The organism is Bacillus cereus group sp. MYBK5-2, assembly GCF_051915685.1.
Classification (GTDB): Bacteria; Bacillota; Bacilli; order Bacillales; family Bacillaceae_G; genus Bacillus_A; species Bacillus_A cereus.
The window spans coordinates 758804-781253 of the sequence record NZ_JBQAFE010000001.1; the positions used below are offsets into that span (position 1 = coordinate 758804).

The following is a 22450-nucleotide window of genomic DNA, read 5'->3' on the forward strand; positions in this document are numbered from 1 at the left end:
GATACAATGAAAAAGTGGATCTTTGCAATCATTATTGTTATCGTTGCTAGCGGAATATATGGGGCGTATGTTTATAATAAAGCGATGGGAAAGAAAATTCCAAAAGAGTCGAAATTTGTAGAAATTGCTAAAGAAAAAGCAAAGCTTACAAAGGTGAAATCTGTTGATTATTACAACGGAAAATCTGCATATATAGTCGTGCAAGGTACAGATGAAAAGGGAGAACAACTTATCGTTTGGGTGCCTGAGAAAAAAGGGGATACTGTAGTAAGGAAAAAGAGCGAAGGTATTTCTGAAAAAGAGGCTATACAAAGAACAATAGAGCAAGTCGGCAATGAAAGTAAGGAATCAAAAAGTAAGCCGAAAGAGATTATGAAAGTGAAATTAGGCTTTGAAAATGATGTACCACTATGGGAAGTTACATATATTGATGATGACAATCGTTATAGTTATTACTATCTTGAATTTAAAGATGGAAAATTTTTAAGACGATATAGCATTGAAAAATAGATGTAGGGGGAACTACAAATGAAATTAGCAAAGCGAGTAGCTGCTTTAACACCGTCTTCAACTTTAGAAATTACAGCAAAGGCACAAGCATTAAAAGCAGAGGGTCATGATGTAATTGGATTAGGGGCAGGGGAACCTGACTTTAATACACCAGAGCATATTATGGATGCTGCACATAAAGCGATGTTAGAAGGGCATACGAAGTATACACCAACAGGTGGATTACAATCGTTAAAACAAGAAATTGTGAAGAAATTTACTCGCGATCAAGGTATTGCGTATGATCCATCTGAAATTATTGTATGTAATGGTGCAAAGCATGCATTATATACATTATTCCAAGTATTACTTGATGAGGGAGATGAAGTTATCATCCCAACTCCTTACTGGGTAAGCTATCCAGAGCAAGTAAAGCTTGCTGGCGGTAAGCCGGTTTATGTAGAAGGTTTAGAAGACAATGAGTACAAAATTACAGCAAAGCAGCTGCGTGAGGCAATTACAGAGAAAACGAAAGCAGTTATTATTAATTCACCGAGCAATCCAACAGGAATGATTTATAGCAAAGAAGAATTACAACAGCTTGGAGAAGTATGTTTAGAACATGATATTTTAATCGTTTCTGATGAAATTTATGAAAAATTAATTTATGGTGGCGTAGAATATACTTCAATTGCCCAGCTTTCTAATGCATTAAAAGAACAAACACTTATTATTAATGGTGTATCTAAATCTCATTCTATGACAGGATGGCGTATTGGATATGCTGCAGGAAATAAGCAGCTTATTAAAGCAATGACGAATTTAGCGAGTCATAGTACGTCAAACCCTACTTCAATCGCTCAATACGGCGCAATTGCGGCATATGCAGGCTCACAAGAACCTGTGGAAACAATGCGTCAAGCCTTTGAAGAGAGATTAAACATCATTTATGATAAATTAATTCAAATCCCTGGCTTTACTTGTATTAAACCGCAAGGGGCATTTTACTTATTCCCTAACGTAAAAGAAGCTGTAGCTTTATCAGGATATGCAACAGTTGATGATTGGGCAAAAGCTCTATTAGAAGAGGAAAAAGTGGCTCTTGTACCAGGTACAGGATTTGGTGCTCCAAATAATGTTCGTTTATCATATGCGACATCTCTTGAACAAGTAGAGAAAGCATTAGAGCGCATCCATACATTTATGAAAAGTAAAGTGCAAGCTTAATTTTATATTTCATTCATGTAATATAAAAAACCTCCCTATTAATGGGGAGGTTTTTTTGACGGATTGTGGCAAAAAGAAATAGCTAAAGGTGTGTTATACTAGAGAGCGAGGTGTTTGGTGATGAAAAAGAAAATGATGTTACAGTGGTTTGAGCAGGGAAGCATTGCAATTCCAAAATTGCTTATGATGCATTATAAAAAATTAGGTTTAAATGAGACGGAATTTATGGTTGTACTTCATGTACACACATTTTTAGAATCAGGTAATTCGTTTCCGACTCCTTCAGAGATTTCTGAACGGATGACGATAACGGAAATGAAATGTATGGAAGTAATTCAGACGTTGATTCAAAAAGGTTTTTTATCACTAGAAGGTGGACAAAGATCAGAAGCGATGATGTGCGAAAGTTATTCTTTACAACCGTTATGGGAAAAAATATTACATTTCTTAATGGATGAATCAATAGAGGAAGAGCAAAAAGAAAAAAAACAGCTACAAGTAAATTTATATACAGTATTTGAAAAAGAATTTGGAAGACCACTTTCGCCGTTCGAATGTGAAACGTTAGGGATGTGGGAGGACCAAGATCAACATCATCCAAATTTAATTCAAGCGGCTCTTAGAGAAGCTGTAATGAGTGGAAAACTAAATTTCCGATATATTGATCGTATTTTATTTGAGTGGAAAAAGAATGGAATTAAAACGGTAGATCAGGCTCAAAATCAAGGTCAAAAATTTAGAGCGAATCAACAAAGGGCACAACAAATGACAAAACAAGAGACGAAATTTACTGGAAAAGTGCCTTTTTATAATTGGTTGGAGCAGTAATATAGGAGGAAAAATATGCTTAACAAAACGCAAATCCGTTATTGTTTAGACACAATGGCGGATATGTATCCAGAAGCACATTGTGAATTGGTTCATGATAATCCATTTGAACTTGTAATCGCGGTGGCGTTATCTGCACAATGTACGGATGTACTTGTAAATAAAGTGACAAGAAATTTATTTCAAAAATATAAAACACCAGAAGATTATTTAAGTGTTTCTCTAGAAGAATTACAACAAGATATACGCTCTATCGGATTGTATAGAAATAAAGCAAAAAACATTCAAAAATTATGCCGAATGTTATTAGATGACTATAATGGAGAAGTACCGAACGATCGAGATGAACTTACGAAATTACCAGGTGTAGGAAGGAAAACAGCGAATGTTGTAGTTTCCGTAGCGTTTGGAATTCCGGCAATTGCTGTTGATACACATGTGGAGCGAGTGAGTAAACGATTAGCTATGTGTAGATGGAAAGACTCTGTGTTAGAAGTAGAAAAAACATTAATGAAGAAAGTACCAATGGATGAGTGGGGAGTTACACATCATCGTATGATTTTCTTTGGACGTTATCATTGTAAAGCACAACGACCGCAATGTGAGGAATGCAGACTGTTAGAAGTATGTCGTGAAGGAAAGAAGCGAATGAAGGTGAAATAAAGGATGGAACGAGTTATAGAAATACCGAAAGAATTTCACTGTTTACCATTTTTTAAAGAAAGTGTAAATTTAATTAAGTATCATACAGACAATTCTTTTGAAGAGATAATACAAAATACTTACTTTATATTTGATATTGAAAGACAGTATGAGCCATGGAAGGAAATTGAAAACAGCATTCCAGTGATGTTGAATGTATGGAAAAATAAGCATGAAGACATTGCTATACTGTTTCGAAATAGAAATAAGCAAGAGGCTGAGGGACCAATGATTCTTTTTGCAGCTCACTTGTTATCGGTTGTCTATTGGCTAAATGAACAACCTGTTCATAGTTTGAATGAAATGCAAATAAATACGAATAAATTAAAAGTGCAACCTGTTAATTTTATGGAAAGATATTCATTCATTATAAAGAAACCGAGTAATTATCATTCTTATATTCAATTAGCGCAGTTGTATATCGAAATAGAAAAGCTGTATGTAAAGAAAATGATAACAAAAAAGAAGTCCGCTTCTCGTTAAGAGAAACGGACTTCTTTTTTTGTATATTAGGACTCTGTTGTAACAACAGCACCGTCTGCGTGAGGTGTATCTCCTCCGGGATTTTGGTGTTGCTGTTCTTGTTGTTTCTTAGCCTCTTCTTCAGCTTTTTTCTTGGCCTCTTCTTCAGCTTTCTTCTTAGCTTCTTCTTCAGCTTTTTTCTTAGCTTCTTCTTCAGCTTTCCTTCTAGCTTCCTCATCAGCTTTCTTTTGAGCTTCTTCTTGCTGTTTACGTTGTTGTTCTTGCTGTTGTTCTTGTTGTTTCTTAGCCTCTTCTTCAGCCTTTTTCTTAGCTTCGTCTTGTTTTACTTTATCTTCATTAGCCTTTTTCTGGGCTTCCTCATCAGCTTTTTTCTTAGCTTCTTCATCGGCCTTTTTCTTAGCCTCTTCTTCAGCTTTTTTTGCATCTGGAGTTCCGCCAGGCGCAGTGAAGGATGCACCAACTGCTGGGCTTGTGCCAGTACCTTTTTTCGCTACTACAGAGAAGCTGTAAGTAACACCTGGTTTAATACCACCAAGAGTAGCTGTCGTACCACTTATTGATAGGCTACCACTTGAACCGTCAGTTGCTTTATAGCTGGCTGCATATGCATCAACTTCTGCTGGTCCAGACCAGTTTAGTGTAACTGTGCTAGCGCCATCAAAAGTGACATTCAGACCACTAGGGGCATCTACTTTAATTTGTTTAATTGCATCTTTTTTCGCACCTTTTACGTATAACTCTCCGTTTATTTCTTGTACAGAAGAAGGACGTTCAAAGCGTGATTTATCTGTAGCGAATTTGCTCATCATTACTTGGAACATTTGCTGTGCAATTCTAGTGGAGCGATCGCTAACATAATTTTTTGGACCATCTTTTTCGTAACCGGTCCAAACAGCCATTGTGTATTGTGGCGTATATCCAGCAAACCAGCTATCTCTGTTTGCATCAGCTGGGATGTCATATTTTTGAAGAACTGATTCATCAAAGTTTTGTGTTCCTGTTTTACCTGCTACGTCAACACCTGAAACGTATGCTGTTGGACCTGTACCACCAGAACCAGGTTTTACTACGTCACGAAGAACGTCAGTAACCATATAAGCTGTATAGTCTTGCATTGCGCGATGTTCTTTCGGTTTAAAGCTTTTCTTTTTCCCGTCCGGGAAGGTTACTTCTTTTACGAAGTGTGGTTTATTATAGTTACCACTATTACCAAAGGTTGCATATGCACCTGCTACTTCTAATGGAGAACTATCGTTACTACCGATTGCTGTTGATTCGTAGACTTTTCCTTCTTTAAAGGTCATGCCTAAACCTTCAGCAAATTCTTTTGACTTATTAAGACCAACTGTTTGTGCTGTCTTTAAAGCTGGAATGTTTAATGACTTTTTCAAAGCTTCACGTAGTGAAACGTCACCTTTGTAACTCTTTGTTGCATTTTGTATTTTCTTACCATTGGAATACGTATACTCTGAGTCGTTTAATTGATGGTATGTAGACCATTGTAAATTTTCAATTGCCGGACCGTAGTCGAAAATTGGTTTCATTGTTGAACCAACTTGGCGTTTTAAATCAGTTGCCATATTATGACCTTTGAAAGTAGACTTACTTTCTTTACGTCCAGCACCAATTGCTCGAACTTCTCCAGACTGTGTATCCATAAATACGAATGACCCTTGGAATTGATCGTCCGGATACTTAATAAGATTGCCATCCATAATTTTGTCGGCGTAATCTTGAGCATCTTGATCAAGTGTTGTATGAATCGTTAAACCATCTGAACCGATATTTACATCAGGATATTCTTTTTCAACTTCTTTTACAACCGCATCTAAAAATGCTTGATACTTCATCTCAGTTACTTCTGAAGACGGTTGAAGGCCCTCAGTTACTGGAATCTTAACGGCGTTATTCATTTCTTCTTTTGTTATATAACCATGTCGATTCATTAATGATAATACGACATTACGACGATTTGTTGCTCGTTCAACATTTTCCTTTTTTGTTGGATCATAAATGTTTGGACCTTGGGGTAAACCAGCGAGCATAGCAGCTTCATGTAATTGCAAGTCTTTTAAATCTTTACCATAATATTTTTGCGCTGCTGTCGCAATACCGTATGAACGGTTACCTAAATTAATCTTATTTAAGTACATTTCTAAAATCTCATGTTTAGAGTATTGTTGCTCTAATTTGTAAGATAAGTACCATTCTTGTACTTTTCTTTTAGCAGTTTTGTCCATCGTTAGAAAGTAGTTTTTAACGACTTGCTGTGTAATCGTACTACCACCTTGGGAACCGAAACCACCAGTGACATTTTCCATAACTGCTTTTGTAGTTCGTTTAAAATCAATTCCATTATGATCATAGAAACGCGAATCCTCAGTTGCAAGGAATGCATTTTCAACTACTTTTGGAATTTGATCATAAGTAACGTGTGTTCGTTTTTCAGCACCGTATTCATAGAAGAAATTCCCGTTTTTATCAAGAAACTTTGTTGATAAAGGATTAACAAGTTTGGCTTTGTCTAATTTTGGAGCATCCTTTACCATAACAAAGAAAGCGGAAACGCCGGCTACAAGACCAACGATACCAAGAAGTAGACAACCTATAAGAAATTTCTTGAAAAAGGAGCCTTTTTTCTTTGGTTTTTCTTCTTTATGTGTTTTTTTCTCTTGATTTTTCACATGATTTCGTTCTGTACGAGAACGATAATTATCTGACATTATACTTTCTCCTACCTTTCATTCTCTCCCCCAAAAGTCGAAAAAAGAGCCTTAGTGATGACTCTATCACGAAAAATAAACCATGTCTAGTACACGGATATAGTCAATCCGAGGGTGATAACCGCATGATAATAAGGATCCATGCTCTTCTATTTCTTCTTTCGTAATCGACTTGCGTCCACCAGTATTTTGACGATTCCAAAATGCAATAATATGTTTTGCATCTAGTAAATAAAATTCATCAAAAAGTGTAAATTTAATAATAACAAATGCAATTCCATTATGAGCAACCACTTGCTTCATATGTTCAATTTGATGAAGGTGGAAGTTTTGAAGTGGGAAACTAGTTTTATTTTTTGTTTCCTTTGCTTCAAAATCGATGTATTTCCCTTTGTATACACCGTTGTAATCTGTTGTAGAAGGTTGTTTAAAATACGCTTCTTTTACCACTGCAGCACTTCGAGCGGGGTAATCTACTTTTACAATTTGAAGAGGTGTAGGCTTTTTATGTACACATGCAATATTATGGGTTAAGTAATATTGATTTGTTTCATTCAATTCCTCTTCAAGGGACATACCTCTATTACTATAAGTATGTGTTTTTATAGGTGTTTTTTGAGGTTGTGAAGCTTGATTATACCTTTTTCCATTTGGGTAACGAATGGTCATAGTGTGTCCACCCCCAACTTGCTAAGAATTACTTACAAAGGTGATTATATCAAAAAATGAAAAAAGATGTGACCTTTTTGATGAAAGGTATGATGACTTATTTATGTTTACATGGAATGATTATATGAAAATGAAACAAAATCGAGAAAAAAATTTTTGTACAGAGGAAGAAAAAGCAATCATTCACAATATTAAAAAGAAAACAGAAATAGCTAATGTGGACAATATTTCTCGGACACAATCTTATCAAGAATATTATGTAAGAAATAGTGAAATCAGGTGGGCCTTTTTAGCGAGTATGGTTTCGAGAAATGCGGGCTGGAATATGACTGATTTAGAAGGGAGATATTATGCTACTGTTTTACCTAGAACGGTAAAAAAACATTTATTTATTCTGTACGAACAGGCTAATTGGATTATTTTTTTAGATGCATTTCCTCAGCTATTATTGTATGAGGAAAGTAAGAAGAGACGTGCACCTCTCTTTCATTTGTTGCAATATTTCAACGTATCAATTTTTATGGAAAAAGAATGGTTACTTTTCTGGGAAAGAAGAGATATGAATAGGCTTATGACAGCGCTTATTATAAATGAACAAAATAAAATTCAAAAACCAGTCATTGAGAACACATATTTTAAAAAACATGTATTCCATACTGCACTTTTTAAAGTACAAGAAAGACTTCATATTAGTGCAGTTATCTTCCCAACAATTGAAGGGAGAATGTATGGATTTTCGGTTTATCAATTTGAAACGTTACAACAGCGTATAGAACTAGGAAAAAAATTAGCATGGTTATTGTTTCATCCAATTTATAATGGTTCGTTTTATAAGTTTGCATTGCAAACTACACATACTGGGTCTAGGGAAGATTATGAAGTTTACGCAAAGGAAACTCGAAAGTCTTATACGCCAACACTTAGAGATATTTATCCTGTTATTTTACATGAAGAAATAAAAATGAGAGATTGGTTTTGTGCAAATATGAAAATGAATGTGCTATTTGTACCTGAAGAACCTAAAGGGGAAGTTAATATAACAGAATGGTATAGAAGAAAGAGAGAACAAATCTATAGGCTATCTATCGCAAATCGTTTTGCTAAAAGGATGGATGAGTTCATGATATAATAAAAAAGAAGTCCCGTCTTCCATTTTGAAGACGGGACTTCTTAATTTGAAACAATCCTGCTATGTGTGCTACAACTTTAATCTCAAAACGTAATGCTAGTAGGAGATTAAGGGTGACTTGAAATTTAACTGTTCGTAATAAAGTCTCGCTTTATGTAGCAGGGAAGTTTGGACCATCTAGCTTTGGATTGCCAGTCTCGGGTTTATTTTGTTGTTTGTTTTGGTTTTTCTTTTTTTCATTTTTGTTCTTTGCCATTGTAATACACCTCCTTTTTGTATTGTTACCATTTCTATAAATGACATACGAAATGATTTCTTTGACGAATAACAACTAGTTTTGTCATGTGGGCAGGAGTGGTGAATCATTCGGCGAAATTACATGACAAAGGAAAAGCAAAGAAGGAGGCGTTTTGTATATGGCGATGGTTCAGAAGGAAGATGTAATGAAAAAAATGGATCAAATGTTAAGTTCTCTCGATTTGCTGGAAATGAATATAGGGATTAGAATGAATCATGCATTAAAGGATGCGAGTGAAAAAATATGCAATAAGATAGAAATAACAGAAATGCATATTGAACATATGGAAAATAAATTAGTGCATCACGAAGAGAAAGGGAATTGGGTAAAGACATTTCAAAACGTCGTAGTGAGTGCATAATAAGGTGGGAAAGAAATGAAGAATGAAGCATTAATACAGTCTTCAGAAAAACTCATGCAGTATAATAATGAAGCGAATGTAAAAAAGAGAGAACTAACCGAATACGACTTTTATAAGGATATGAAACCGTTTGTAGATATGGTAGATGAGGAATTAAAGAAGTGGAAAGAATTAGCTTATAAGTGGATTAAAGAAGAAAAGCCAAAATATATACATGTACAGCAAATTGATCAAGTATATGATAATTTACAAACGAATGTGTTGCAATGCTTTGTAAATAAAGGTAAAGGTAAACGATTCTTTGAAACACACCAAGCCATTTCGTATACTTTGCAAAATATAGTTGAGCAATGTAAATAACAAGAGGGAGAGCCCTCTTGTTATTTTTATGCTTCTGTCATTGTTGTAGGTTTTGTTGCGCCGTTTATTTCTAATTCTTTTATTAATGTTCGATAATCTGATATGCATATTTTTCCTTCGAGATACCAATGTCTCGCAAAGTCTAATAATTCATTTGCATTCTCTGTGCAATACCCCTTTTTTTGAGAAAACGCTTGTTTTAAATCCCCTAATACCATGTTGATTCCTCCCCCATGAGAATCTTCTTCTTCATTATCATAGCATGGAAGGGTTTTCTTTTTTAATTTTTTAAAAATTTAAACTTCCGACAAAAATAGACAGATACTCCATCACACATATTATTTTATAGGTACATATTATATATGTAGAAACTTATGTGAAGGAGGAGAGAATGCATGTTTCAACAACCTAACTTATATCAGCAAACGAATCCATATGCACAGCAAAATATGTACCAATATAATACGGATACATATTTACGGTATAATATGTATCCTTTCGAGCCTTATTATGGAAATCAAAATTATTATCAACCGTTTGAAGTGTCCTTTATGAATCAAGCTCAACAACCACAACAGCAGCAACCTTATGTGAATCAAGCTCAACAACCACAACAGCAGCAACCTTATGTGAATCAAGCTCAACAATCACAAGCTCAGCAACCATACATGAATCAACCACAGCAGCAGCCTTATATGAATTCGCAATATTATATGCCACCACCATCTCCGTATGCTAATCAACAAGCGATGTTTTATCCACCAAAACAACCGTACCCGACGCAGGGTAAGCAAAAGCAACAACAGCCAAGTCAGTTTTCTAGTTTTGTTTCTCAATTTAAAACATCAGATGGTAACTATGATGTAAATAAAATGATGAATACAGCTGGACAAATGATGAATGCGATGAATCAAGTGACAGGTATTGTAAAGCAAGTTGGAGGCTTTTTTGGTAAGTGATGTTGAAGAATTGTCTATAAAAACAATGTAAATGAAATAAAGGACTAGACAAATTTCCTTGTAATAAATGGGTATATATAACAAACGGCTTTCTCTCTTTTCTCATACTGTAAAGTGTAATCAGATTTTTTTAACGAGAGAGGAGAGAAAAAACTATGCATCATTGTCATCCTTGCTTTGGAGGGCATAAGCCTACAGGACCTATTTGTACGACTGCTCCTGTCATTCATCCGACGAAACAATGCGTAACACACTCTTTTTCAACAACGGTGGTGCCACACATTTTCCCAACACATACAACACATGTACATCATCAACAAATTAAAAACCAAAACTTCTTCCCGCAAACAAATTCAAATGTAAATGTTGTGGACCCAATCGACCCAGGATTCGGTGGCGGATGTGGACCGTGTGGCCATGGTCATCATCATCATCATCACCACGGTCATCAAATATCTCCATTTGGGCCAGGACCGAATGTATCACCGTTTGGACCAGGACCAAATGTATCACCGTTTTTACCAAACAATGTATCACCAGTAGGTCCAAATATCGGACCAAACGTTGGTGGAATATTTAAAAAGTAAATGATATGTTAGAACTAGCGAAATGCTAGTTCTTTTTTTGTAATTGGAGTGTTGATATGAAAGTTATTGCAGTAACAGGATATAAGCCATTTGAACTTGGAATATTTAAAAATGATCATCCAGGAGTGGAGTGTATAAAGAAAGCATTACACCGTAAATTAATCACTTTTGTAGAAGATGGTTTAGAATGGGTTATAATAAGCGGCCAATTAGGTGTAGAATTATGGGCTGCTGAAGTTGTTTTTGAAATGCAAGTAGAATATCCTGATTTAAAATTAGCGGTATTCACTCCGTTTTTAGAACAAGAAGAAAATTGGAAAGAAGATAATCGTGAATATTACGAATTTATTCTTTCTCAAGCAGACCATGTTGATAGTATCACGAAACGGAAGTATGAAAGCCCAGAGCAATTTAAATTAAAAAATCAATTTTTTATTGAAAAAAGTGATGCGCTTTTAGCGGTATACGATGAAGAAAAACCAGGAAGTCCCAAATATATTGTAGAATCAGCAAAGAAAAAAGGGGAAATAGAAAATTATCACAGTTATTTCATTCTTTTTTCTGATTTACAAGATATAATAGAAGAGGAACAGTGGAATAATGCAGAGTAATATGTAATATAGTACTCGTATATATGATTGACAAAAAGCATTGTTTCTGAAAAAATTTAGTTAATGAAAGTTTTGGTAAAAATTTGAGGTGAAGAAAATGATTTCGGATAAAATTAAATTAACAGCGAAAGATATTTTAGAAAAAGAATTTAAAACAGGTATGAGAGGTTATCAGCAAGAAGAAGTAGACAAGTTTCTTGATATGATCATTAAAGACTATGAAGCTTTCCACAAAGAGTTTGAGCAATTAAAGCAACAAAATGCTCGTTTAAAGCGTGAATTAGAGGAACAAAAACTAGCAGTAACGCAAGTTCCACAACAACCTGTACAAACACCAGTTGCACAACCGGTTTATAACAACACGAATACGGATATTTTAAAACGCTTATCTAACTTAGAAAAAGCTGTATTTGGAAGTAAGTTATACGAATGATGTAAGGTGGGAAAAGGTTTAAGCATTTTACATAGAAAAAAACGTTGCAAAATCTTTTTGTTTCCACTATACTAATGGATGTCATAACGTTTGGGTAATCGCTGCAACGCCAACGTTGTAGAGGAAAGTCCATGCTCGCACGGCCTGAGATGGCTGTAGTGTTCGTGCCTAGCCAATTCATAAGCTAGGGTATTCTGGCTGTAAGGCTGGTTTAACGGCAGGGAAAAAACCTAAGTCCTTTCGGATATGGTTTGACTACCTTTAAAGTGCCACAGTGACGAAGTCCTTGAAGAAATGATAGGAGTGGAACGAGGTAAACCCCACGAGCGAGAAACCCAAATAATGGTAGGGGAATCTTTTCCAAGGAAATGAACGACGGGAAAGGACAGGTTTTATAACCTGTAGATAGATGATTGCCACCGGAGTACGAGGCGTGGGCCGTTTGTAGTACAAAGGAACAGAACATGGCTTACAGAACGTTATGAACCAACTATGAAATAACTCAGCTCTCCTTTGTTAGAGGAGGGCTTTTTATTTGTATGAAGTTATAAAGTATGAGTTAAAATGGTTAATGAGAAAATTTTTCGTAAAATGTAATAATTAATAGGACCAATTGCTATTAATTATTGTTTGAATATACATAAGAGGTGAATGCAAATGGGAAAAGTTACTTTAATTGCAACAGCGGCAATGGGTATTGAAGCGTTAGTTGCCCGAGAAGTTCGCGATCTTGGTTATGAATGTCAAGTAGAAAACAGCAAAGTAACATTTGAAGCAGATGAAAAGGCGATTTGTCGTACGAACTTATGGTTACGTACTGCGGACCGTGTAAAAATTAAAGTTGGCGAATTTAAAGCAACGACATTTGATGAGCTATTTGAAAAAACGAAAGCATTAAACTGGGGAGATTATATTCCAGAGAATGGTGAATTCCCTGTTATCGGTAAATCTTTAAAATCTGAATTATTCAGTGTTTCGGATTGCCAACGTATCGTTAAAAAAGCTGTCGTTGAAAAATTAAAAACAACATATAAACGTACAACTTGGTTTGAAGAAGATGGTCCGTTATTCCGTATCGAGATTGCAATGCTCAAGGATATTGCAACATTAACAATTGATGCGAGCGGTGTTGGGCTTCATAAACGTGGATACCGTATGGATCAAGGGGAAGCTCCGTTAAAAGAAACATTAGCTGCGTCTTTAATTAAATTAACAAACTGGAAGCCAGATCGTCCATTTGTTGATCCATTCTGTGGATCAGGTACAATTCCGATTGAAGCAGCATTAATTGGACAAAACATTGCACCAGGATTTAACCGTGGTTTCGCATCTGACGAGTGGGGCTGGGTAGGTAAACAAAACTGGCGTGAAGCTCGTCAAGAAGCTGAAGATTTAGCGAACTATGATCAACGATTACAAATCATTGGATCAGATATTGATCATCGTATGATTCGAGTTGCTCAAGATAACGCAGAAGAAGTAGGCTTAGGCGATTTAATTACATTTAAACAAATGCAAGTAAAAGATTTCACAACAAAAGAGGATTATGGCTACGTTGTAACGAATCCTCCATACGGAGAACGTTTAAGTGAAAAAGCACTCGTTGAACAACTGTATAAAGAAATGGGACAAGTATTCCGCCCATTAGATACATGGTCAGCGTATGTATTAACAAGCTACGAAGCATTTGAGAAGTGTTACGGAAAAGATGCGTCGAAGAAGCGTAAGCTGTTTAACGGATTTATCCGTACAGATTACTACCAATACTTCGGAAAACGTCCACCGCGTAATTCATAGTATAAAACTCCTCTAGCGCGCATATACTGGCTATTATGTAATGCGTAAAGGAGGAAGTCATATGGATAATTTTCAATTATCAATGATTCAAAAAGCTATTCACCGTACGTATGATGAGCTCGGAAAAGAAGTGGATAGTCAAGGTGCGATTGTAGATGAAATACAAAAAGCACAAGAAGAATATTTGTCAGCTCTTTCACATGAAACAGCGATTGATAAACGGTATTTAAAGTCATTAATATAGAAGAAAATTTTCCTTTTTCGAAAGGAAAATTTTTTTTCGTGAATTTCTATGTATTGCAACAGGGGAAAGTGGCTGCACACATATGCGTAGCAGTTGCTATTATCTTTTTATAGAAAAACTTTTTGGTTGGAGGCTAAGGATGTTTACTGAGAAGAGATTACCATTTGAAGTAGGAAAACAAGATAATTTTTATGATAAGTTGAATGAGTGGATTGGAGATGTGTTTTACGACATCCTTCCGGAAAAAGGCTTTGAAGAGCGTGATGAACAAATTTTTATGGCGTTTCAGTTAGAACGCGCTTTCCAAGAAAAGAAAGTTATGTTCGCAGAAGCTGGTGTAGGAACAGGGAAAACAATTGTATATCTTCTATATGCAATTTGTTACGCGCGTTATACTGGGAAACCAGCTATTATTGCTTGTGCAGATGAAACGTTAATTGAGCAGCTTGTGAAAGAAGAAGGGGACATCGCTAAGTTATCTGAAGCATTAGGGCTATCTGTTGATGTAAGGCTTGCAAAATCAATGGATAATTATTTATGCTTACGTAAACTTGAAGATGTTATGAGTGGACGAGCTCCAGAAGTAATTGAAGACGTATATTACGAGTTACCACAGTTTGTATTCGATCATGGTACGATGCAAAACTTTACTCACTATGGTGACAGAAAAGAATTTCCACTTTTAAATGACGAAGAATGGTCAAAAGTAAATTGGGATTACTTCCAAGATTGCTTTACTTGTGATTCTCGTCATCGTTGTGGACAAACTCTTTCTCGTGAACATTATCGTAAAGCAGCAGATTTAATTATTTGTTCTCAAGATTTCTATATGGATCATATTTGGACGTACGATGCTCGTAAGCGTGAAGGGCAAATTCCATTATTACCAGAAAGTAGCTGCGTTGTATTCGATGAAGGACATCTTGTAGAATATGCAGCTCAAAAAGCTTTAACATACCGTTTAAAGCAAACGATGATGGAGCAACTATTAACGAGATTGCTACAAAACGATATTCGTGAGGAGTTTGCACATTTAGTAGAAGAAACAATTTGGCAAACTGAACGATTCTTTGATGTGTTACAAGAGAATAAAAAGGAAATTGCCGGTTCTGATCGTCTAGAAATTACTGTGACAGAAAAAGTAACAGCTGAAGCGAAACGACTTTATGCAAAAATCGGTGAAGTTGGAGATGCATTAGTATTCGAAAGTGAAATGCATACAGTAAACACGTATGATTTAAATATTGTTGATGAGCATTTAGATGTATTAGAACATTCACTTCGTCTGTTCATGCACGAGAAAAATGTAATTACTTGGGGTGAAGAAGGTGATGGTGCCTTCACGTTAGTTATTATGCCACGTGCAGTTGAAGAAGTGTTACAAGAGAAAGTATTCTCGAAGAAAATACCGTATATTTTCTCTTCTGCGACATTATCGAACAACGATTCATTCGCTTTCACAGCTAATAGCCTAGGGGTAAAAGATTACTTGTCATTCTCAGTTGCTTCACCGTTTGATTACGAAGAGCAAATGACAGTAAACTTACTATCACATACGAAAGAAAATGAATGGGAAAGAAAGTGTCAATATACACTTGAAAATATACAAAAAACAAATGGACGTACGCTTGTATTATTCCGTACAACGCAAGAGCTTGCAGCGTTCAAAGAGTATGTAAGTAAAGAGCAAATGTCGGTTCCGTTCTTATATGAAGGAGATCAGGAAATTAGCCAGCTCGTTTCTCGTTTCCAAAATGAAGAAGAGACTGTACTTTGTGCGGTTCATTTATGGGAAGGTTTAGATATTCCTGGTTCATCATTATCGCACGTTATTATTTGGTCTTTACCATTCCCTCCAAACGATCCTGTGTTTGAAGCGAAACGTAAGCACGTAAATGATCCATTCTGGGATGTAGATGTACCATATATGATTTTACGACTTCGTCAAGGAATTGGGCGTTTAATTCGTACAAGTGAAGATAAAGGTGCTATATCAATTTTCTTATCTGATTCAGAAGATGAGAAAGTAGTTGCAGCTGTGAAAAATGTACTGCCAGTAGAAGGTAAAGAATTATAAGGAGAAAGCTTGGCGCTTGCCAAGCTTTTTTTCTATTATAAAAGGAATTTATGTTTCTGTGTCGAATTAAATTTGAGGTAGAAAAAGGAGGCTTTTATACGATGACAGTTGCTACATATGAAGTAGAAAAACAATTTTTAACATACGTGAAGAAGATACAAAATTACGGAGAAGCATTAAGTTTAATGTTTTGGGATTTAAGAACAGGTGCACCCAAAAAAGGTGTAGATCAGCGTTCAGAAGTAATTGGTATGCTTTCGTCAGAAGTGTTTGCTATGTCGACTTCAGATGAGATGGGAAACTATTTAACAGAGCTTGAAGCTTTAATACGTGAAGATAAACTTTCTGAAACAACGAAGAAAATGGTTGAAGAGTGTCGGAAAGAATATGATAGAAATAAAAAAATTCCACAAGCTGAATATGAGGCTTATGTGAAATTAGAAGCGAAAGCAGAGAGTGTGTGGGAAGAAGCTCGTGAAAAATCTGATTTCGAAATGTTCCGCCCATACTTAGAAAAAATTGTTGAATTTAAAAAGAAATTTATTACATATTGGGGTTATGAAACATATAAATATAATACATTATTAGACATGTATGAGCCAGGTATTACAGTAGAAGTTTTAGATCACGTATTTGGTCAACTTCGTGAGCGCATCGTGCCGCTTGTAAAAGAAATCTCTGAGTCTAAAAAAGGATTAAAAACAAGTGCTTTATCGGAACAATTTTCAAAAGAAAAACAAAAGAACTTTACATTAGAACTATTAAAGCAATTGAATTATGACTTTGAAGCAGGGCGTCTTGATGAAACAGTGCATCCTTTTGAAATTACATTAAATAGAGGGGATGTTCGTATTACGACACGCTATGATGAAAAAGATTTTCGTATGGCTGTTTTTGGAACGATCCATGAATGTGGTCATGCAGTATATGAACAAAATATTGCAGAACAATTTGAAGGTACACCACTTTGCAGTGGTACATCTATGGGTATTCACGAATCACAATCATTATTCTTTGAGAACTTTATCGGCCGTAATAAATCATTCTGGAAGAAAAATTATGATTTATTAAAAGAGTATAGCAATGGTCAATTTGATGATATATCAGTCGATGAATTTTATGATGCAATTAACGAATCGAAGCCGTCATTCATTCGTATAGAAGCAGATGAGCTTACATACCCGCTTCATGTTATGGTGCGTTATGAATTAGAGAAAGAATTATTTGATGGTACATTACAAGTGAAGGACTTACCAGCAGCTTGGAATGATAAGATGGAAGCATATTTAGGAATTCGTCCGGAAAATGATGCGCAAGGTGTATTGCAAGATGTTCACTGGGCTGGTGGCTCATTTGGATACTTCCCATCTTATGCACTTGGTTATATGTATGCAGCGCAATTTAAGCAAAGAATGTTAAAAGACATTCCGAACTTTGATGCATTATTAGAAGAAGGAAACGTAACACCAATTCGTGAATGGTTAACAGAAAACATTCACCAATACGGTAAAACGAAAAAGCCACTTGAAATTTTAGAAGATGTAACAGGTGAAGGCTTAAATGCAAACTACTTAGCCGATTATTTAGAAGCGAAATATAAAGAGATTTATGAGTTGTAAAAAAAGAGCTGCTTAATTGCAGCTCTTTTTTAAAGGGGGATGGGAGAATGGACTATACATATAAAGTAATGACGCAAGAAGAAGCAGAAGAAATTGCATACAACTGGCATTATGAAGGGAAATATTCCTTTTACGATATAGAGGCAGATGAAGAAGATTTAGCTGAATTTTTACATGATGAAAGTAGAGGGAATCATACATTTTCTGTGAAGGAAAATGGCACTCTCATTGGTTATTTTACTGTTTGTAAAATAAATGACGGAACGGTTGATATTGGTCTTGGAATGAGACCTAATATAACTGGGAACGGATTTGGTTTACAGTTCTTAAACGCTATACTAGCTTTTAGTAAAGAAAAATATGGATGCAAGTATATAACACTATCAGTAGCTATATTTAATGAGAGAGCGATTAAAGTGTATAAAAGGGCAGGGTTTGAAGTAGTTGGAACGTTTATACAGAAAACAAATGGTAGTTGTTTTGAGTTTTTGAAAATGAATTATATATGTAAAAATGATTAAAAAACAGAAGAATCTCCTTCTGTTTTTTTATGCAGAAATAAATCATACTTTTTGTAATTGGAAGTTTTGAAATTTTGGAAGAGGATGTGTATGATTGAAGTTTAATAGTAAATAGCAAGTTTAGTAAGGAGAGACAGCATGAGTATAATTAAAACGAAAAATGAAATAGAGTTAATGCATGAATCTGGAAAATTACTTGCTTCATGTCATAGAGAAATTGCGAAGATGATGAAACCAGGTATTACTACAAAAGAAATTAATACGTTTGTTGAAGCATATTTAGAACAGCATGGTGCAACGTCTGAGCAGAAAGGGTACAACGGATATCCATATGCGATATGTGCATCTGTAAACGATGAAATGTGTCATGCGTTTCCGGCCGATGTTCCTTTAACTGAGGGTGATATTGTAACAATTGACACGGTAGTAAACTTAAATGGGGGTCTTTCAGATTCTGCTTGGACGTATAGAGTTGGAAAAGTTTCTGATGAAGCAGAAAAGTTGTTGTTAGTAGCTGAGAATGCTTTGTATAAAGGAATTGACCAGGCGATAATCGATCACCATGTAGGAGATATTGGCTATGCAATTGAAAGTTATGTAACAAATGAAGGTTTTTCTGTTGCAAGAGACTTTACGGGACATGGAATCGGTAAAGAGATTCATGAAGAACCAGCAATTTTTCATTTTGGGAAACAAGGACAAGGACCTCAGTTACAAGAAGGAATGGTAATTACAATTGAACCGATTGTAAATATAGGTATGCGATATTCTAAAGTAGATTTAAATGGGTGGACTGCACGAACGATGGACAGGAAATTATCAGCTCAATATGAGCATACAATTGCGATTACAAATGATGGGCCAATCATTTTAACGAAGTTGTAATTGGAAATGAAAGAGTTTGCAAAACTCGAACAAAAATAGTAGTTTTTAAAAATTTGTACGTGTTTTTTCGATAAATGCTTTTCAAAGCATAAAAAGTACGTTATAATCCTTCTATAAAATAAATAGTTAGCTACACTCATATAATCGCGGGGATATGGCCTGCAAGTTTCTACCGAAGCACCGTAAATACTTTGACTATGAGTGAGGACGAATATAATTGCTTGTTTAGCATTCTTTTTTTGCGAAACTCCAAAAGCGCGTCTCTCACTTGTAACGAGTGGTGGCGGCTTTTGGAGTTTTTTTATTGCATAAGAGGGGGAACAAACATGAAAGTATTACAAGAAAAGATTTTGAACGAAGGAAAGGTTTTATCTGGTGACGTATTAAAGGTAGATGCTTTTTTAAATCATCAAATTGATCCAGTACTTATGCAAGAAATCGGAAAAGAATTTGCTAAACGTTTTAAAGAAGAGAACATTACAAAAATCGTGACGATTGAATCTTCAGGCATTGCACCAGCAGTTATGGCTGCATTAGAGCTTGGTGTAAAAGTAATTTTTGCACGAAAACGTAAATCGTTAACGTTACAAGATAATATGTACGTTGCAAACGTATATTCATTTACAAAACAAGAAACAAATGAAATTTCATTATCTCGAAATCATATCGATGAAAATGATCGTGTATTAATCATCGATGACTTTTTAGCAAACGGTCAGGCTGCTTTAGGTTTAATGAGTTTAGTAGAGCAAGCTGGAGCGAGTATTGCAGGAATTGGAATTGTTATTGAAAAAGCATTTCAAGATGGAGGAAAGAAGCTTCGTGAACAAGGCGTTCGTGTTGAATCACTAGCAGAAATTGCATCACTTGATAACGGCACAGTTACATTTGTACAGCAAGAAACTGCGGAGGTGAAATAAACGATGAAGCAGCATCCATTTAAAATTGCATCGCTTGGTATGCAGCATATGCTTGCAATGTATGCTGGAGCAATTATCGTTCCGCTTATTGTGGGCGGTGGACTTGGTTTAAATCAAAAAGAGTTAACATATTTAGTCTCAATTGATTTATTAATGTGCGGCGTTGCGACAATTTTACAAGCATTATCAAATCGCTTTTTCGGTATAGGACTTCCCGTTGTACTTGGTTGTACATTTACAGCCGTTGGACCGATGATTGCGATTGGAAAACAATACGGTGTGTCTTCAATTTATGGAGCAATTATTGCTGCTGGGTTATTCGTTGTTATTTTTGCGAAATTATTTGGAAAACTCGTAAAACTGTTTCCACCTGTTGTAACAGGATCTGTCGTTACGGTAATTGGAGTTACACTTGTTCCAGCTGCTATTAATGATATGGCTGGCGGAGTAGGAAGTAAAGATTTCGGAAGTCTTGAAAACTTAGCGTTAGCATTTGGAGTGTTATTATTTATCATTATTATGTATCGTTTCTTTGATGGATTTATCCGTTCCATTTCTATTCTATTAGGTTTGTTGTTCGGTACTATCGTTGCAGCGTTTATGGGGAAAGTAAGTTTGCAAGCGGTTGGAGAGGCGGATTGGTTCCACGGTATTCAACCATTTTACTTTGGTACACCAACATTTGAATTAACACCAATTATTACGATGATTCTCGTTGCTTGTGTAGGGATTGTAGAAGCAACGGGTGTATACTTTGCATTATCTGATATTTGCAATAAAAAAATCGGTGAAAAAGAATTAACAAAAGGCTATCGCGCAGAAGGATTAGCGATGGTGTTAGGTGGCATTTTCAACGCGTTCCCATATACAACATACTCTCAAAACGTAGGACTTGTTCAATTAACTGGAGTAAGAAATCGCGTTATTATTTATACTTGCGGTGGTATGTTAATCGTACTTGGTTTCATTCCTAAAATCGCAGCTATTACAACAATTATTCCGAAATCAGTACTGGGCGGTGCGATGTTAGCGATGTTCGGTATGGTTATGGCATATGGTATTAAAATGTTAAGTAGCGTTGACTTCGGAAGACAAGAAAACTTATTAATCGTTGCATGTTCTGTCGGAATTGGGCTTGGCGTAACAGTCGTTCCTACATTATTTTCACAACTTCCAGAAAGCATTCGTATTTTAACAGATAACGGAATTGTACTTGGAAGTGCGTCAGCAGTACTTTTAAATATCGTATTTAATATGGTGCCGCAGCGCAAAGTGAAAGTAGAAGAAGAGCCAGTATCTATACAAAATGCAGTAAGAGAAGCGTAAAAAAGCAAGTTCTCGTTATGAGACCTTGCTTTTCTTTTTAAGTGGCATCATTTTCCCGTAAGTACCAAGACGCCAAATGTACTCAAGTGGCCCGTATTGGTAATGTGAAAGCCACCAGCGGCTAATAAAGATTTGTAACGTGTAGAAACTAATGCAGAATATTGGTCCAACCCATAATGGAGCAGGATAATAATTTTTAAGTAATAGACCAAATACAAGTAATGTAACAATTGTATGCGAGATGTAATTTGTTAATGCCATTCGTCCAACGTATTGGAATGGACGTAATAACGTTTGCCATTTTTCTTTTTGTAATAAACGCATTAGAGTGAAAATGTAGAATATGAATAACGTTTTTCCGCTAAACATTGTAAAGACCTGCATATAAATTGGTTCATAAAATGGTTTTGATAAGAAGTAACGGACCATGAAGAACCACATTGGTAATGTTAAAAGGAACATAATAATTTGCCATTTTTTAAGTTTTGGATCTAACTCTTTCGTGCGGCGGAAAATATCCTTTTTGCCGGCGTATAAACCAAGTAAAAATAGCCCAACTGTTTCTGGAAGCATAAGTAAATTTAATCCAATTCCATCAGCGTAAAATGCATGGAAACGATTTTGTATTTGTGACAGCCAGTCTTCTAATGGCATGATAGGTAAGGAAAAACCTAGCTCTTCCTTTGGTACCAATGCAACCGTAATACCAGCTATTAGCATAATGAATTGAAAAATACTCAATAAAACGATAGCCCATATTAAAATAGTACGAGGTTCTCTCTTATAAAATAAAAATAAGAAAAATCCAGCAATCGCATAAGTATGTAAAATGTCTCCGTCCCATAAAAGAACGTAATGTAAGAAACCGAATAATAATAAAATAAGTAAGCGGCGAACAAATAAAATTTTTGGATGATCTGTTTTCGCTTCAGCACGACTCATAAAAATATAAAAACCTAATCCAAATAAAAACGAAAAAATTGTATAAAATTTCGTTTGAATAAACATATCGTAAAATAGGCGAATGTAGCTGTCTATCCCTTCGTAAATTCCTGAAAGATCACGTGAGTCAACCCCGGCGATAACAGGCCAATTCACAAGAAAAATACCTAGTACAGCTATTCCTCTAATAATATCAATGGAGTGTATCCTCTCGCCTTGTGTGAGATTTTGTGTCATTTTTTTCCTCCTTGTTAAGTAAT

25 protein-coding genes, 1 other RNA gene and 1 riboswitch are annotated in these 22450 nt (G+C 35.5%); of the genes, 21 read left to right on the forward strand and 5 right to left on the reverse strand.

Annotation, left to right across the window (positions count from 1 at the left end; all coding sequences use genetic code 11):
- The first annotated feature begins 6 nt into the window (after positions 1–6).
- The 5 genes from ACTFP3_RS04165 (at position 7) to ACTFP3_RS04185 (ending at position 3729) form a co-directional block, all read left to right on the forward strand.
- Positions 7–510: a cell wall elongation regulator TseB-like domain-containing protein gene (locus ACTFP3_RS04165; protein WP_000758739.1), complete on the forward strand. Its 504-nt coding sequence runs from the start codon at positions 7–9 to the stop codon at positions 508–510.
- A gap of 18 nt (positions 511–528) precedes the next feature.
- Complete coding sequence (gene aspB / locus ACTFP3_RS04170) at positions 529–1716, forward strand: aspartate transaminase AspB (RefSeq protein WP_000761571.1); 1188 nt, start codon at positions 529–531, stop codon at positions 1714–1716.
- A gap of 120 nt (positions 1717–1836) precedes the next feature.
- Entirely contained in the window at positions 1837–2544 is a 708-nt protein-coding gene (gene dnaD / locus ACTFP3_RS04175; protein ID WP_000728552.1) for a DNA replication protein DnaD, read from the forward strand.
- A gap of 15 nt (positions 2545–2559) precedes the next feature.
- A complete protein-coding gene (nth, locus tag ACTFP3_RS04180; protein ID WP_000933034.1) occupies positions 2560–3207 on the forward strand; it encodes an endonuclease III in 648 nt (215 codons plus the stop codon).
- Positions 3208–3210: 3 nt separating this feature from the next.
- A complete protein-coding gene (locus ACTFP3_RS04185) occupies positions 3211–3729 on the forward strand; it encodes a YpoC family protein (RefSeq protein ID WP_000442652.1) in 519 nt (172 codons plus the stop codon).
- A gap of 26 nt (positions 3730–3755) precedes the next feature.
- On the opposite strand, the gene ACTFP3_RS04190 is transcribed toward ACTFP3_RS04185, so the two are convergent.
- Together ACTFP3_RS04190 and recU are read right to left on the reverse strand one after the other, a co-directional pair.
- Positions 3756–6452 carry a PBP1A family penicillin-binding protein gene (locus ACTFP3_RS04190; RefSeq protein ID WP_001283086.1) on the reverse strand — a complete coding sequence of 899 codons (2697 nt, stop codon included), beginning with the start codon at positions 6450–6452 and terminating at the stop codon, positions 3756–3758.
- Positions 6453–6518: 66 nt separating this feature from the next.
- Entirely contained in the window at positions 6519–7121 is a 603-nt protein-coding gene (gene recU / locus ACTFP3_RS04195; RefSeq protein WP_000155598.1) for a Holliday junction resolvase RecU, read from the reverse strand.
- A gap of 103 nt (positions 7122–7224) precedes the next feature.
- Between recU and ACTFP3_RS04200 the strand changes: the two genes are divergently transcribed.
- Complete coding sequence (locus tag ACTFP3_RS04200; RefSeq protein ID WP_042866562.1) at positions 7225–8250, forward strand: DUF2515 domain-containing protein; 1026 nt, start codon at positions 7225–7227, stop codon at positions 8248–8250.
- Positions 8251–8401: 151 nt separating this feature from the next.
- Here ACTFP3_RS04200 and ACTFP3_RS04205 read toward each other — a convergent pair whose 3' ends face one another.
- The gene (locus ACTFP3_RS04205) at positions 8402–8581 is read right to left on the reverse strand and encodes a hypothetical protein (RefSeq protein WP_001987054.1); all 180 of its coding nucleotides are present in this window, start codon (positions 8579–8581) and stop codon (positions 8402–8404) included.
- 85 nt (positions 8582–8666) lie between these two features.
- Here ACTFP3_RS04205 and ACTFP3_RS04210 point away from each other — a divergent pair, with 85 nt between their 5' ends.
- Both ACTFP3_RS04210 and ACTFP3_RS04215 read left to right on the forward strand, forming a co-directional pair.
- The gene (locus ACTFP3_RS04210) at positions 8667–8909 is read left to right on the forward strand and encodes a hypothetical protein (protein ID WP_001252036.1); all 243 of its coding nucleotides are present in this window, start codon (positions 8667–8669) and stop codon (positions 8907–8909) included.
- 15 nt (positions 8910–8924) lie between these two features.
- The gene (locus tag ACTFP3_RS04215) at positions 8925–9269 is read left to right on the forward strand and encodes a YppE family protein (RefSeq protein ID WP_000786939.1); all 345 of its coding nucleotides are present in this window, start codon (positions 8925–8927) and stop codon (positions 9267–9269) included.
- 26 nt (positions 9270–9295) lie between these two features.
- On the opposite strand, the gene ACTFP3_RS04220 is transcribed toward ACTFP3_RS04215, so the two are convergent.
- Entirely contained in the window at positions 9296–9487 is a 192-nt protein-coding gene (locus tag ACTFP3_RS04220) for a YppF family protein (protein ID WP_000242652.1), read from the reverse strand.
- Between the two features lie 177 nt (positions 9488–9664).
- Between ACTFP3_RS04220 and ACTFP3_RS04225 the strand changes: the two genes are divergently transcribed.
- From ACTFP3_RS04225 to pbuX, 13 genes are all read left to right on the forward strand, one after another.
- Positions 9665–10228, forward strand: coding sequence for a YppG family protein (locus ACTFP3_RS04225; protein WP_016122190.1), 564 nt, complete (start codon positions 9665–9667; stop codon positions 10226–10228).
- A gap of 155 nt (positions 10229–10383) precedes the next feature.
- Positions 10384–10815, forward strand: a complete 432-nt coding sequence (locus tag ACTFP3_RS04230) for a CotD family spore coat protein (protein ID WP_000546272.1) — start codon at positions 10384–10386, stop codon at positions 10813–10815.
- Between the two features lie 56 nt (positions 10816–10871).
- On the forward strand, positions 10872–11426 hold the full coding sequence (locus tag ACTFP3_RS04235) for a DUF1273 domain-containing protein (RefSeq protein ID WP_000862908.1): 555 nt from the start codon (positions 10872–10874) through the stop codon (positions 11424–11426).
- 97 nt (positions 11427–11523) lie between these two features.
- Positions 11524–11859: a cell division regulator GpsB gene (gpsB, locus tag ACTFP3_RS04240; RefSeq protein ID WP_000622431.1), complete on the forward strand. Its 336-nt coding sequence runs from the start codon at positions 11524–11526 to the stop codon at positions 11857–11859.
- A gap of 86 nt (positions 11860–11945) precedes the next feature.
- Positions 11946–12336, forward strand: an RNA gene (gene rnpB / locus ACTFP3_RS04245) — RNase P RNA component class B.
- Positions 12337–12516: 180 nt separating this feature from the next.
- Entirely contained in the window at positions 12517–13656 is a 1140-nt protein-coding gene (locus ACTFP3_RS04250; protein ID WP_000521224.1) for a THUMP domain-containing class I SAM-dependent RNA methyltransferase, read from the forward strand.
- Between the two features lie 61 nt (positions 13657–13717).
- Complete coding sequence (locus tag ACTFP3_RS04255) at positions 13718–13900, forward strand: DUF3921 domain-containing protein (protein WP_000368570.1); 183 nt, start codon at positions 13718–13720, stop codon at positions 13898–13900.
- Between the two features lie 139 nt (positions 13901–14039).
- Positions 14040–15977 (forward strand): ATP-dependent DNA helicase, encoded by a 1938-nt coding sequence (locus ACTFP3_RS04260; protein WP_000493709.1) that lies wholly within the window; start codon positions 14040–14042, stop codon positions 15975–15977.
- 101 nt (positions 15978–16078) lie between these two features.
- Positions 16079–17596: a carboxypeptidase gene (ypwA, locus tag ACTFP3_RS04265; protein WP_440009369.1), complete on the forward strand. Its 1518-nt coding sequence runs from the start codon at positions 16079–16081 to the stop codon at positions 17594–17596.
- 47 nt (positions 17597–17643) lie between these two features.
- A complete protein-coding gene (locus ACTFP3_RS04270; protein ID WP_000386765.1) occupies positions 17644–18117 on the forward strand; it encodes a GNAT family N-acetyltransferase in 474 nt (157 codons plus the stop codon).
- 138 nt (positions 18118–18255) lie between these two features.
- Positions 18256–19002: a type I methionyl aminopeptidase gene (locus ACTFP3_RS04275; RefSeq protein ID WP_440009372.1), complete on the forward strand. Its 747-nt coding sequence runs from the start codon at positions 18256–18258 to the stop codon at positions 19000–19002.
- Between the two features lie 116 nt (positions 19003–19118).
- A riboswitch (purine riboswitch) is annotated at positions 19119–19220 on the forward strand.
- A 108-nt stretch (positions 19221–19328) separates the two neighbouring features.
- The gene (locus ACTFP3_RS04280; RefSeq protein WP_000866483.1) at positions 19329–19922 is read left to right on the forward strand and encodes a xanthine phosphoribosyltransferase; all 594 of its coding nucleotides are present in this window, start codon (positions 19329–19331) and stop codon (positions 19920–19922) included.
- A 3-nt stretch (positions 19923–19925) separates the two neighbouring features.
- A complete protein-coding gene (gene pbuX / locus ACTFP3_RS04285; protein ID WP_149149433.1) occupies positions 19926–21248 on the forward strand; it encodes a xanthine permease PbuX in 1323 nt (440 codons plus the stop codon).
- Between the two features lie 15 nt (positions 21249–21263).
- Here pbuX and ACTFP3_RS04290 read toward each other — a convergent pair whose 3' ends face one another.
- Positions 21264–22427, reverse strand: coding sequence for a DUF418 domain-containing protein (locus tag ACTFP3_RS04290; protein ID WP_326036907.1), 1164 nt, complete (start codon positions 22425–22427; stop codon positions 21264–21266).
- Positions 22428–22450: the final 23 nt, after the last annotated feature.